General features: G+C 63.4%; 15 protein-coding genes. 6 read left to right on the plus strand and 9 right to left on the minus strand.

Annotation, left to right across the window (positions count from 1 at the left end; all coding sequences use genetic code 11):
• Positions 1-6 precede the first annotated feature (6 nt).
• The 3 genes from OC537_RS17375 to bioH form a co-directional block, all read right to left on the minus strand.
• Positions 7-768, minus strand: coding sequence for a putative metalloprotease CJM1_0395 family protein (locus tag OC537_RS17375; protein WP_262113080.1), 762 nt, complete (start codon positions 766-768; stop codon positions 7-9).
• Position 769: 1 nt separating this feature from the next.
• Positions 770-1,003: a flagellar hook protein FlgE gene (locus OC537_RS17380; RefSeq protein WP_025325378.1), complete on the minus strand. Its 234-nt coding sequence runs from the start codon at positions 1,001-1,003 to the stop codon at positions 770-772.
• A gap of 71 nt (positions 1,004-1,074) precedes the next feature.
• Positions 1,075-1,839: a pimeloyl-ACP methyl ester esterase BioH gene (gene bioH / locus OC537_RS17385; RefSeq protein ID WP_262113082.1), complete on the minus strand. Its 765-nt coding sequence runs from the start codon at positions 1,837-1,839 to the stop codon at positions 1,075-1,077.
• 39 nt (positions 1,840-1,878) lie between these two features.
• On the opposite strand from bioH, the gene OC537_RS17390 reads away from it, so the two are divergent.
• Positions 1,879-2,607: a ComF family protein gene (locus OC537_RS17390; RefSeq protein ID WP_262113085.1), complete on the plus strand. Its 729-nt coding sequence runs from the start codon at positions 1,879-1,881 to the stop codon at positions 2,605-2,607.
• 159 nt (positions 2,608-2,766) lie between these two features.
• Complete coding sequence (nfuA, locus tag OC537_RS17395; protein ID WP_033129997.1) at positions 2,767-3,345, plus strand: Fe-S biogenesis protein NfuA; 579 nt, start codon at positions 2,767-2,769, stop codon at positions 3,343-3,345.
• 83 nt (positions 3,346-3,428) lie between these two features.
• On the opposite strand, the gene gpsA is transcribed toward nfuA, so the two are convergent.
• From gpsA to OC537_RS17410, 3 genes are read right to left on the minus strand one after another with little or no spacing between them, the layout of a single operon-like run.
• Entirely contained in the window at positions 3,429-4,433 is a 1,005-nt protein-coding gene (gene gpsA / locus OC537_RS17400) for an NAD(P)H-dependent glycerol-3-phosphate dehydrogenase (protein WP_025325374.1), read from the minus strand.
• Positions 4,434-4,435: 2 nt separating this feature from the next.
• On the minus strand, positions 4,436-4,906 hold the full coding sequence (secB, locus tag OC537_RS17405; RefSeq protein WP_005328525.1) for a protein-export chaperone SecB: 471 nt from the start codon (positions 4,904-4,906) through the stop codon (positions 4,436-4,438).
• Positions 4,907-4,953: 47 nt separating this feature from the next.
• On the minus strand, positions 4,954-5,385 hold the full coding sequence (locus OC537_RS17410) for a rhodanese-like domain-containing protein (RefSeq protein ID WP_106885241.1): 432 nt from the start codon (positions 5,383-5,385) through the stop codon (positions 4,954-4,956).
• A gap of 337 nt (positions 5,386-5,722) precedes the next feature.
• Between OC537_RS17410 and gpmM the strand changes: the two genes are divergently transcribed.
• Positions 5,723-7,252: a 2,3-bisphosphoglycerate-independent phosphoglycerate mutase gene (gene gpmM, locus OC537_RS17415; RefSeq protein WP_262113093.1), complete on the plus strand. Its 1,530-nt coding sequence runs from the start codon at positions 5,723-5,725 to the stop codon at positions 7,250-7,252.
• Between the two features lie 9 nt (positions 7,253-7,261).
• Positions 7,262-8,665, plus strand: a complete 1,404-nt coding sequence (locus OC537_RS17420) for a peptidoglycan DD-metalloendopeptidase family protein (protein WP_262113095.1) — start codon at positions 7,262-7,264, stop codon at positions 8,663-8,665.
• 132 nt (positions 8,666-8,797) lie between these two features.
• Here OC537_RS17420 and OC537_RS17425 read toward each other — a convergent pair whose 3' ends face one another.
• Positions 8,798-9,448: a Qnr family pentapeptide repeat protein gene (locus OC537_RS17425; protein WP_262113097.1), complete on the minus strand. Its 651-nt coding sequence runs from the start codon at positions 9,446-9,448 to the stop codon at positions 8,798-8,800.
• Between the two features lie 89 nt (positions 9,449-9,537).
• Between OC537_RS17425 and OC537_RS17430 the strand changes: the two genes are divergently transcribed.
• Positions 9,538-10,545 (plus strand): substrate-binding domain-containing protein, encoded by a 1,008-nt coding sequence (locus OC537_RS17430; RefSeq protein WP_262113100.1) that lies wholly within the window; start codon positions 9,538-9,540, stop codon positions 10,543-10,545.
• A gap of 129 nt (positions 10,546-10,674) precedes the next feature.
• On the plus strand, positions 10,675-11,064 hold the full coding sequence (locus OC537_RS17435) for a nuclear transport factor 2 family protein (RefSeq protein WP_262113103.1): 390 nt from the start codon (positions 10,675-10,677) through the stop codon (positions 11,062-11,064).
• Here the strand turns inward: OC537_RS17435 and OC537_RS17440 are convergent.
• Both OC537_RS17440 and OC537_RS17445 read right to left on the minus strand, forming a co-directional pair.
• A complete protein-coding gene (locus tag OC537_RS17440; RefSeq protein WP_262113105.1) occupies positions 11,053-11,745 on the minus strand; it encodes a helix-turn-helix domain-containing protein in 693 nt (230 codons plus the stop codon). The genes OC537_RS17435 and OC537_RS17440 overlap by 12 nt on opposite strands.
• Positions 11,746-11,885: 140 nt before the next feature.
• Positions 11,886-12,527, minus strand: a complete 642-nt coding sequence (locus tag OC537_RS17445) for a bifunctional 4-hydroxy-2-oxoglutarate aldolase/2-dehydro-3-deoxy-phosphogluconate aldolase (protein WP_106885248.1) — start codon at positions 12,525-12,527, stop codon at positions 11,886-11,888.
• Positions 12,528-12,530: the final 3 nt, after the last annotated feature.

Genomic DNA, 12,530 nt, shown 5'->3' on the forward strand with positions numbered 1-12,530 from the left:
GCTCGCTCAGATGTCCTGGCTGAAGGTCTGACGAGGAGCGGGCCTGACGGCCTGCTGATAGTGGTGGGCTATCACCTGATTACGCCTCTCCATGTAGGCACCGAGCGGCCCGATTGAAGCACCTCTGACGTCCATCAGCTCCTTGCGGGCCAGGGCCTCTTTGGCGGTGGCGGCGCGGGCCACGCTCAGATCCTGTGACGAGGGCTCTGCCGGTGCCAGGGCGGCGGCACGCACCTGCTGCATCTTGGCGAGAGTGGCAGCCGGGTCGCCCGGGATGGCGCCGATGTCGATGGCCACCTCACCCCCGGTGGCATAACGCTTGCCATCCGGCCCATGGGAAAACTGGTAGCTGGGGCTGCCCGCATGCTCGCCGCCTGCCATCTGGTGCGCCTGCTCATGCTTGCGTACCTCGAGATCCCGCTCAACAAACGCGGCCAGCTGACGCTGCTGCCTCTGTTGCTCCTGCTGTTCGGGATCCTGCTGCTGCCGGCGCTGGCTCTCCTCCCCCGTGGCCTCGACGAAGCGATGGGACGGGGGCGTCGGGCTGGCCTGCGCATTATCCCGGGTCGAAGCGGCGGGCGGATTGGGATTGGCCTGGGCGGCTCTGGACTTGTCTTTCTGGGAGGCAACGCCGGACTCGGCGGCGGAGGCCTCACCCTGACGTGCGGGAGGCACCAGCTCAGCACGGCGGTTGTCAGTCTGCGCCGATTCAGTCTGCGGTTGCAGCTGATTGGGGATCAGGGGCGGCAGACTGACGTTGATGTTCATCTCACACCTTGATGTCTATCAGGGTGCCCAGCATGTCGCTGGCGGTCTGGATCACCTTGGCGGAGGCGCCGGCATGCAGCTCGGCCACCTTGAGATTGACCAGCTCGTCCGTCACCTGTACCTGGTCGCCCGCCGGGGTGTTGAGGCGGGCGAGCTGCCCGGATGCCTGACCGGCCAGTTGCTCGGCCCGCTGGAATCCCTGTACGCCCGTAGTCATGGCAGAATCGATACGCATCGGCTCACTCCTTTCATGGTTGGCTGATTATCCACCACCTAGAGGCGTTATTGAAGCATGTCGCTCAAGGATCAGCCAATGAACTGTCGCAACAGGGTGATGAAAGGCTCCGGATGGGAGATGAAGGGGGCGTGGGAGGCCTTCTCCAGTACCAGGCTGCGGCTCGCAGGATAGCGCTCGTCCAGCAGCGGTATGGCCGCCTTGGGCACCAGGGAATCCAGCCTGCCATAGATGCGCAGCCAGGGCAGATCCAGGCCGACCAGCTCATCCCGCAAATCCACGTCGGCCAGCAGGCCGAGACCCGCCTCCAGCGCGGCAATCTGGGGGGCCGGACGCTCCATCAGCCAGTGGCGCAACTGGCGAATGTCGTTTCTGGCATGCTCGCTGCCCATGGCCTGGATCGCGAGGAAACGCTCTATGGTCTGCATGAAGTCCCCCGCCAGCATCTGGTTGAACCCCGCCAACACCTTGGGGGCAATCCCGGGCCAGTCTTCGCGGGCCATGAAGCAGGGGGAGCTGGCGACCGTGATGAGGGAGTGAAGGCGCTCGGGCCGGGTCAGGGCCAGCTGGCTCGCCACCAGACCACCGAGGGACCAGCCGAGCAGATGGCATTTTTCCGGCAGGACTGTGGCAACCTGCTCCGCCAGCCAGGGCAAGGAGTAGTCACTCCCCTCGCCAAGGGGGCTGTTGCCAAACCCGGGCAAGTCCACCAGGTGCAGCCGATAGTGGGCCGCCAACTGCTGGGCAATACCGTGCCAGACAGCACCATTCATGCCCCAGCCATGCAACAACACCAGGTCCTGACCCTGGCCAAACCGCTCAACCGATACGCTCATCTAGACTCAAGATCCCTGTTCATCTGCTTGGATGCCTGCATGTTAAAGCGGCTGCTCGCCAAAGCAAGTCCGATCCTCGGCAGCCGGTCCGACTGGCTCGGCCTCTGCCTGCTCTGTCGCCAGCCCTGTGATGACCAGCCTCTGTTGTGCAGCTGGTGTCAGCACTCCCTGCACCAGCCTTGCCGCAAATGCAGGCTGTGCGCGACCCCCTTGCCAGAGCACCATGCAGGAAACGAGCTGCTGTGTGGACGCTGCCAGCGCAGGCCGCCGCCCTGGGAGCGGCTGCAGGTGATAGGCGACTATCAGCTCCCCTACTCCCTGCTCATTCCCCGGCTGAAATACTCGGGCCAGATCCTGCTGGCGCCGCTGCTCGCCCGCCTGCTGGCCGACCATCTGGAGGGAGACGATCTCCCCGAGGCCATCATTCCGGTCCCCCTGCACTGGTGGCGCCAGTGGTGGCGCGGCTTCAATCAGGCGGAAGAGATTGGACTGGCCCTTGGCGCGCTCACCGGCATCCCCTGCGACACCCGGCTGCTGCGCAGGATCAGGGCCACTCCGCAGCAAACCCGGCTCAGTGCCGGCCAGCGGCGGCGCAACCTGCGCGGCGCCTTCCAGATAGCACCCCACAGCTATCGTCACGTGGCCCTGCTCGATGACGTGGTGACCACAGGCGCCACCGCCGGCCAGCTCAGCCGTTTACTCCGCAAAAGTGGCGTTGAGAAGGTGGAAGTGTGGGCACTTTGCCGAACGCAGAGGCACATCAAATAGCCGGGACGGCATGGAGAGGAAGAAAAAGCGGCCTGGCGTCTTGTCATGCGCTTGTTACGCTCAGGGTCACATCAGGTAGCCATCTACACGCTACCCAAGCCCCGCCAAGCGAGTTATCATGAATACCCTAGTCGTACACTCAGGTTTATGAGGATAGTGATGATCAGCATTTCCGACACCGCCCAGGCCCACTTCCGCAAGTTGCTGGAGAAGCAGCCTGATGGCACCAACATCCGGGTGTTTGTGGTCAATCCGGGAACCCAGAATGCCGAGTGCGGCGTATCCTATTGCCCACCCGACGCGGTCGATCCGGAAGATCAACACCTGCCCTTCAGCGGCTTCGACTGCCTGGTCGATCCCCTGAGCGCCCCTTACCTGGTCGATGCCACCATCGACTTCGTCACCGATCAGATGGGCTCTCAGCTCACCCTCAAGGCCCCCAACGCCAAGATGCGCAAGGTGGCCGACGATGCGCCCCTGGCCGATCGCATCGAATACGTGCTGATGTCTGAAGTGAACCCCATGCTGGCCGGTCACGGTGGCAAGGTGACCTTGATTGACATCACCGACGACAAGCTGGCGATTTTGCAGTTCGGTGGTGGTTGCAACGGCTGTTCTCAGGTGGATTACACCCTGAAAGAGGGGATCGAGAAGCAGCTGCTGGAGAAATTCCCGGGCGAGCTCAACGGCGTGAAAGATGCCACCGAGCACCAGCGTGGCGATCACTCCTACTATTGATTTGCTGCCCTTGTGGCAAAGACATGCGGCAAAGAAAAGGCCCCGCCAGCTGGCGGGGCCTTTTGCATTCTGCGGCGGGCAGATTACTCGTCCTTCTTGTCTCGCGACAGCAGGGCGATGGCCGCCTCTTTCGGGTTCTTGCCTTCGTACAGCACCTTGAAGATCTGCTCGCAGATGGGCATCTCGACGCCACAACGGGCCGCCAGCAGATGCACCTCCTTGGTGTTGCGATAGCCTTCCACCACCTGACCTATCTCGGTCATGGCGGTTTCCACCGACTTGCCGGCCCCGAGAGCCAGACCGAAGCGACGGTTGCGGGACTGGTTGTCGGTACAGGTCAGCACCAGATCCCCGAGCCCTGCCATTCCCATGAAGGTCTTGGCATCAGCACCCAATGCGGCACCGAGGCGCTGCATCTCTACCAGGCCCCGGGTGATGAGCGCGGTTCTGGCGTTGGCGCCAAAACCCAGCCCATCGGAGAGACCGGCACCGATGGCGATGACGTTCTTGACCGCCCCGCCCAGTTGCAGACCGATGAAGTCCGGATTGGTATAGACCCGGAACGAGCGGCCGCAGTGCAGCAGTTGCGAGAGATCGTCGGCGAAGTCGTCGTGAGTCGATGCCACAGAGATGGCGGTCGGCAGGCCGGCGGCCAGCTCTCTGGCGAAAGTCGGACCGGAGATCACCGCCAGCGGGATAGTCTCCCCCAGCACGTCACGGGCCACGTCCTGCAGCAGGCGGCCGCTGTCCGGCTCCAGCCCCTTGGTGGCCCAGGCGATACGGGTATCCGGGCGCAGGAAGGGTTTGACCCGGGCCAGCACCTGACCGAACACATGGCTCGGCACCACCAGCAGCAACACGGGAGCAGCCTGCACCGCAGCTTGCAGATCCGCAGTCAGCTGCAGATCGGCGGGGAAAGGGACATCAGGCAGAAACGCCTTGTTGCAGCGATCTTGTTCCAGCTCGGCGACATGGGCGGGATCGTGACCCCACAGCAGGGTCGGATGGCCGTTGCGCGCCAGAGAAATGGCAAGGGCGGAGCCATAAGACCCCGCCCCCAAGACCGAGATTGCGATCTGGTCGGCCATTATCAGGCTTCCGCAGTCGCCTGCTGGGCCTGAACCTGTGCCATGTGCTGGGCAAACAGGGCGTCGAAGTTGACCGGTGCCAGGTTCAGCTGCGGGAAGGAACCCTTGCTCACCAGGTTGGCCACGGCTTCGCGGGCATAGGGGAACAGGATGTTCGGGCAGAAGGCGGCCAGGCAGTGTGCCAGCTGCGGCTCCGGCAGGTTGCCGATGGTGAAGATACCGGCCTGCTGCACTTCACACAGGAAGGCGGTCTCGGTTTCCAGCTTGCAGGTCACGGTCAGGGTCAGCACGACCTCGTACACGCCGTCAGCCAGGACATTGGTCTTGGTGTCCATGTCCAGCTTGACGTCCGGCTGCCACTCTTTCTGGAAGATGTGCGGAGTATTGGGGGCTTCGAAGGAGACATCCTTGGTGTAGACACGCTGGATGTGGAATTCCGGTTGCACTTCCTGGTTGTTGATTTCGTCAGCCATTTCGTTTGATTCCTTTTTAAGACAATGAGTGGGCGCAGGCCCTTAAATCAGCGTTTTTTGGTCACCGGCAGATTATCTGCACGCCATTGGGCCATGCCACCGCTGAGCACATATACCTGTTTGAAACCGGCTTTGCTCAGTTGGCGACCCGCGCCACCAGCGGTCATCCCCGACTCGCACACCACTATGATGGGGGCATCTTTGTGCTTTTCAACCGGTCCCAGATTGTTCGCCTGGATCTGGGTGAGGGGCAGGTGATGGGCGCCGGCCAGATGACCCTTGGCAAACTCATCCTGACTGCGAATGTCCACCACAGTGGCATTTTCACGGTTGATCAGCAGGGTGGCGCCGTGATTGTTCACCGCCTTCACCGGAGAAAAACGAGCACGCACAGTGGTGTACACCAGGGTGCCTGCCAGGCCGAACCAAGCTGCTGCCAGCAGCGGGTTGCGGGCCGCAAAATCCAAATACTCTTGCATCTTCTACTATCCAGGGACCAAGACAAGGGCCCGAGTATACATGGGGCCCTTGATAAGATCAGCCATCTTGGCGGCAAAGCGAGAGCAAGCTCCCATCAGGGATTGCCCGCCCCCAAACCGGTTTGGGGACGGGGCTGCCACCCGCTGCGGGGGAGAGGCGTCAGGGGGAGAACCGTGCACAAAGACAAGCCGGCAACATGCCAAATACAGCCGGATAACAGGTAAAAACAGAGGTGGAAGAGGGACTTGGCTATCAGGTGACTATTTCGGCAGATGTAGTAATATTACGCTAGTTTCACTTCCCGCAATTCATTCCTATCCGAGAGGACATAGTCTTATGTCAACAGCTAAGAAACCTTTGGTTCTGGTCATCATGGACGGTTGGGGCTACAGCACCAAGCAAGAGCACAACGCCGTTGCCGCCGCCAAGACTCCGAACCTGGACCGCCTGGCCCGTGACTATACCAGCACCCTGATCTCCGGCTCCGGCCTGGATGTGGGTCTGCCGGACGGCCAGATGGGCAACTCCGAAGTGGGCCACGTCAACATCGGCGCCGGTCGCATCGTCTATCAGGAGCTGACCCGCATCTCCAAAGACATCCAGGACGGCGACTTCTTCCAGAACGTCGAGCTGGGCAAGGCTGTTGACGCTGCCGTGACCAAGGGCAAGGCCGTGCACATCATGGGTCTGATGTCCCCGGGTGGCGTACACAGCCACGAAGAGCACATCATGGGCATGATCGAGATGGCCGCCAAGCGTGGCGCCGAGAAGATCTACCTCCACGCCTTCCTGGATGGCCGCGACGTACCGCCGCGCTCCGCCCAGTCCTCCATCGAGCAGTTCGACGCCCTGTTCGCCCGCCTGGGCAAGGGTCGTTTCGCCTCCATGATCGGCCGTTACTTCGCCATGGACCGTGACAACCGCTGGGATCGCGTGCAGCAAGCCTATGACCTGATGACCCAGGGCAAGGGCGAGTTCACCGCCGACAACGCCACCGACGCCCTGGCTGCCGCCTATGCCCGTGAAGAGAACGACGAGTTCGTCAAGGCCACCCGCATCGGCGACGCCGCCCCTATGATCGACGGCGATGCGCTGATCTTCATGAACTTCCGTGCCGACCGTGCCCGCGAGATCACCCGCGCCTTCGTCGACAGCGACTTCACCGGCTTCGCCCGTGCCGCCACCCCGGCGCTGAACTTCGTGATGCTGACCGAGTACGCGGCCGACATCAAAACCGCCTGCGCCTACCCGCCCACTGCCCTGGTCAATACCCTGGGCGAGTGGCTGGCCAAGCAGGGCAAGACCCAGCTGCGCATCTCCGAGACCGAGAAGTACGCTCACGTCACCTTCTTCTTCAACGGTGGCGAAGAAGATTGCTTCGCCGGTGAAGACCGCGAGATCGTCGCCAGCCCGAAAGTGGCCACCTATGACCTGCAGCCGGAGATGAGCTCCGAAGAGCTGACCGACAAGCTGGTCGGCGCCATCAAGAGCGGCAAGTACGACGTCATCATCTGCAACTACCCGAACGGCGACATGGTTGGCCACACCGGCGTGTTCGATGCGGCCGTCAAGGCCTGCGAAGCCGTTGACCACTGCATAGGTCGCGTCACCGAGGCCCTGGCGGAAGTGGGTGGCGAGTGCCTGATCACCGCCGACCACGGCAACGCCGAGAAGATGCTGGACGAAGAGACTGGTCAGGCCCACACCGCCCACACCAATCTGCCGGTTCCCCTCATCTATTTCGGTCGCAAGGCCGAGGTACTGGAAGGCGGCAAACTGTCCGATCTGGCCCCGACCATGCTGACCCTTATGGGTCTGCCTGTGCCGCCGGAAATGACTGGCAAGCCCCTGATGATTCTGAAATAATCCTGCCCCATGCGGGGATGCGAAGTTATTTCACAGAAAACCAGTCGCGTCGGCCTGTTGGCCGGCGCGCTGTTTTTTTGCCTGGTCGGCGGCGCCGGCACGGCCCAGGCTGCGAACCAGCAGCTGGGGGCCATGCAGTCCGAGATCAAGGAACAGCAGAAGACCCTCAAGCTCAGCAAGCAGGAGCTTGCCAAGCTCAACACCCAGCTCAAGGCTGACGAGCAGGCCATCTCGGCCGCCGCCGCCAAGCTGGATCAGACCAGACTGCAACTGAAGCAGAACCAGCAGAAGCTGGCCGACCTGCAGCAGGACAAGCTGGCGCTGGAACAACAAGCCAAACACCAGAAACAGTTGCTGGCCAAGCAGGCGGAAAGCGCCTTCCAGGCGGGCAACCACGACTACCTCAAACTGCTGCTCAATCAGCAGGATCCGGCCAAGCTGAGCCGCTCTCTCGATTACTACGACTATCTCAACAAGGCTCGCATCGAAGCCATAGACGCCCTGCGCACCACCCGCAACAAGCTGGCGAAAAACCAGCTGGCCACCAAAGAGACCGAGACCAGGCTGCAGACCCTGCTGAGCGAACAGCAGCAGCATCACCAGAGCCTGCTGGCCAGCCAGCAGAGCCGTGCCAAGGTGCGCAACCAGTTGCAGCAATCGGTGCAAAACGACGAACAGAAGCTCACCAAGCTGGTCAAGGCGGAGAAGGCCTTGAAGGCCCGGCTGGAAGAGCTTCGCCGCCAGCAGGAAGAGAAGGAACGCCGTGAGCGGGCCGAGCGGGAGCGCCTCGCCAAGATCAAGGCCGAGCAGGAACGCCAGCGCCGCCTGGAGGCGCAGCGCCTGGCCGCCGAGCAGAAGCGGATTGCGGAGCAACAGCGGATCGCGGCCCAGCAGCAGAAGGCGGGCGAACAGCAACGGCTCGCCGCCGAGCAGCAGAGGGTCACCGAACAGCAGAACCGGGTGGCGAAGCAGCAAGCCGCCGCGCGCAGCAGCAGCACCAAGGCCAGTGGCGGCTACAACGGCCTCAGCACCAACGGCAGCCTGCGCTGGCCGGTACAGGGGCCCATCCTCATCTCCTACGGTTCGCCGCGCACCGCCGAGCTCAAGTGGAAGGGCACCCTGATAGGCGCAAGCGAGGGGACCCAGGTCAAGGCGGTGGCGCCAGGCCAGGTGGTCTATGCGGACTGGCTGGACGGCTTCGGCATGCTGCTGGTAATTGACCACGGCCGCGGCTACATGAGCCTCTATGGTCACAATCAGTCGCTGCTGCGTCAGGTGGGTCAGAGCGTGGAGCAGGGGGAACCCGTGGCCCTGGTCGGCGACAGCGGCGGCCAGGACAGACCCGGCCTCTACTTCGAGATCCGCTACCAGGGCGAAGCCATCAACCCGACCAAGTGGCTGGCCAGACGCTAAGCCCACCCTTGGCGGGGCCAAACGCCTATCACTCTTCAAACAAAAAGCCTGCATCACGCAGGCTTTTTGCTTTGCAGGGGAAGAGCCGCACCGCCCGTCCTGGTTGGTGAAAACTTACATCGTTTTCCCGTCTCAGGGGAAGACGACCAGGCCTATCTGCTCCAGCAGGGTCTGCTGCTGCTCCTCGTTTATCTGCACGCCGTCCAGGTTGACCCGGCGCAGATCCAGCCCGGGCAGATCGCACTGGCGCAGATCGCAGCCCTGCAGGTTGAAGCTGGTCCAGTCGATCTGCCCAAACTCGGAGCCGCTGAGATCGGATCCCGCCAGCGAGGCCCCCAGCAGGCTGGCCCCCTGCCAGCGGTTGCCGCCGAGTTCGCACTTCTCCAGCAGGCAGCCGTCGAAGTTGGCGTAGCTGAAGTTGTTTCCCGTAAGATGGGCCTCGCAGAAGTAGCTCTTGGCGGTGATCTGGTTGGCGAAGCTGGCGTGGCCGAAGTTGATGCCGACCGCCTGACAGTCGCGCATCTCCAGCCCCAGACACTGGCTGCGGCTGCAATCCGCCAGGGTGAGATCGCAGCGCAAAAAGCTCGTCTCCCGCAGGTCGCAGCCTTGCAACAGGCAGCCCCGCTCACTCTCCCGATCGTAGAAGCTGCAGTCGACGAAGCGGCTATCGCTCAGATCCAGCCAGGAGAAGTTGCAGTCGATAAAGCGGCACTCCGAGAACTGCTCCCCCTCCACCTCCTGCTGCTCGAACCTCTTCCCCTCGAAACACTTGCCCTTGATCATCCCCAGCCTCTCCTGTGATGGCGTCATATGCTGACTTTGTTGCGCAAAAACGGTAATGTTACCTGTAACATTTTTTGCCGGATCCCGAGATGAACGACACCCGCAAGCGCCGCCCCACACTGCAGGACATCGCCGACCTGACCGGGGTCACCAAGATGACAGTCAGCCGCTACCTGCGTGACCCGTCCGCCGTGGCCGAAGGCACCCGTGAGCGGATCGCCGCTGCGGTGGAGGAGCTCGGCTACATCCCGAACCGGGCGCCGGACATGCTCTCCAACGCCACCAGCAAGGCGATCGGCATACTGATCCCCTCCCTCTCCAACCAGGTCTTCTCGGCGGTGATCCACGGCATAGAGGCGGTGACCCGACCCGCCGGCTACCAGACCCTGCTCGCCCACTATGGCTACAGCCAGGAGCGGGAGGAGGAGCAGGTTGCCTCCCTGCTCTCCTACAACGTGGATGGCCTCATCCTCTCGGACACCCAGCACACAGAGCGCACCCGCAAGATGATCGCCACCGCCGGCATTCCCGTGGTGGAGACCATGGATCTGCCGCTCTCCCCCATCGACATGGTGGTCGGCATGGATCACCGCGCCGCCGCCCGGGCCATGGTAACAGAGATGCTGCGCCGGGGACGGCGCAAGGTGGTCTACCTGGGGGCGCGCCTCGATGTGCGTACCCAGCTGCGGATGGAGGGCTACTACCAGGCGATGGCGGACTTCGGCCTGGATGGCCAGCACCTGCTGACCGAGCAGTCCTCCAGCTTCACCCTGGGCGGCGAGCTGCTGGAGCAGGCCATGGCCCGCTACCCCGACCTCGACGGCCTGTTCTGCACCAACGACGACGTGGCGGTCGGTGCCCTGCTGCAGTGCCAGGCCAAGTGGATACCCGTGCCCCAGCAGATCGCCATCGCCGGCTGCAACGCCCTCGACATAGGCCACGCCATGACCCCCAAGCTCGCCAGCATCAGCACCCCCCGCGAGGCCATAGGTCGCGAGGCGGCCGCCATGTTGCTGGCCAGGCTCAATGGGCAACCCCAGACCGAGCACCGCAAGGACATGGGCTTCTCCCTCTATGAGGGGGAGAGCCTGGGCTGATCCCGCCCCTTCACTCCCACCCGGCGCCACTTTGGCGCCTGTGACCGCCATGATGGCGCGTCCTCCCGGGATCCCTCCCTGCTCACTGACTTATGCTGGCGCAGCTTGTCCCACATTCAGGAGCAGAAGATGAATCACACCGAAAGATTGAAGACCTGCCTGCAGCGCGTCATCTGCGATTCCGGCTTCACCCTGGCCGAGCTCGACACCTGGTTCAGCCCCGACTATTGCCAGCAGGTGAACGGCGAGACCCTCGACTACGCCGCCTTTCGCCAGCATATCGCCGCCTTGAGAGGCCATCTGGCCGAGGCCGCCATCGAGTTTGTCGCCACCCTGGAGCTGGGGCAGCGGGTTCATTCCACCCATCTGGTTCGAGCCACCCGTCGGGATGGCGGCACCCTGGCCTGCAAGGTGAGCGGCCTCTTCACCTTTCGCGATGGCCGGCTCTGTCACACCGAGGAGGTCACCTGCCTGCTGGCGGGGGGCAAGGAGGACGCAGACATAGGCTCACGGCGCTGAGCCACGGCCCTGCACCCGCGCCAGGGCCGCCGAGAAGGCCTCGGGATCCTCATAGCCGAGGATCCCGGCAATCTGGGAAGGCGCCATTCCCTGGTGTTGCAACTGACGGGCCCGCCCCATCAGCACCCGCTCCCGCCACTGACGAAAACTGCACCCCAGCTGACGGGCAAAGAGGCGATTGAGGGTGCGCACCGAGGCGCCGCAGTCACGGGCCAGCGCCTCCAGCGTCACCTTGACGGAGGGGGCCTGGCATACCCTCTCCAGCACCCGTAGCAGGCGCGGATCCAGATCCACGGCCAGGGGGAGCTGCCCCGCCAGCGGAGCGGCGAGTCCCAGCTCGTGGCGCAGCACCCCCAGATAGGCATCCTGCGTCTCTCCCTCCCCCAGCTCAGGCAGGCGGGCAAAGAGGCCCGCCAGCATGGGGTTCACCTGCAACTGGCTGAAAGTGGTGCATGCCGGTTGCGGGCTGTAGAGCAGCGAGAGCCGGGAGTGGCGCAGCACGCGAAACTCGTGGGCCCAGCCGGCGGGGATCAGGCAGAGCTGGCCGGCCACCAGCAAGCCGCCCCCATCGTGACCTGTGATGACGCCGCCCCCCTGGTGCAGGTAGCAGTATTGGGCCTGGGAGTGGCAGTGCAGGGCGGTGAGGTGCCCCAGCGGGTAGGAGTGGTGAAGAAAGCTCATAAGGGGCGGCAGCGTGAGGAAACGACCCCGACCTTAAGACAGCCGGCGGCTCCATGCAAATGGCTTTCCGGTCTCCTTGAGCCGAAAAAACGACAGGCCACCCTTGGGTGGCCTGTTCAATTTTTCTAAACGATGAGCGCTTAGCGTTTAACCATTTCAACCGCTTCGCGGGAGAGGCGGGTCACCTCCTCCCAGTTGCCGCTCTTGACCGCATCGGCGGGCAGCATCCAGGAGCCGCCGACCGTGGCCACGCACTTGAGCGCCAGGTAGTCGGCCACGTTTTTGGGGCCTATGCCGCCGGTGGGGCAGAATTTCACCTGGGGCAGGGGCGCGGCAATGGCAGAAAGTGCCTTGGTGCCGCCGTTGGCCTCGGCCGGGAAGAATTTCAGGTGGTCATAACCCGCTTCCAGCGCCTGCATCACCTCGGACGGTGTCGCCACCCCCGGGATCAGCGGCGCCGTGCTCCTGGCCGCGTGGGCCAGCAGGGCCGGAGTCATCCCCGGGGAGATGACGAAGCGGGCACCGGCGGCCACGGCGGCGTCAAACTGCGCGCAGTTGAGCACTGTACCGGCACCAACCATGGCATCCGGCATCGCCTTGGCGATCAGGGCGATGGCGTCGAGGGCCACCGGGGTGCGCAGGGTGATCTCGAACACAGAGATGCCGCCATCCAGCAGCGCCTTGGCCATCGGCAGGGCCTGCTCCAGGTCGTTGATGACCATCACGGGTACCAGCGGAGAGGCGGCAAACACCTCGGCAGGGGTCACTTTCCAGTTCTGCATAAC

The organism is Aeromonas sp. Marseille-Q5825 (assembly GCF_946892685.1).
Classification (GTDB): domain Bacteria; phylum Pseudomonadota; class Gammaproteobacteria; order Enterobacterales; family Aeromonadaceae; genus Aeromonas; species Aeromonas rivipollensis.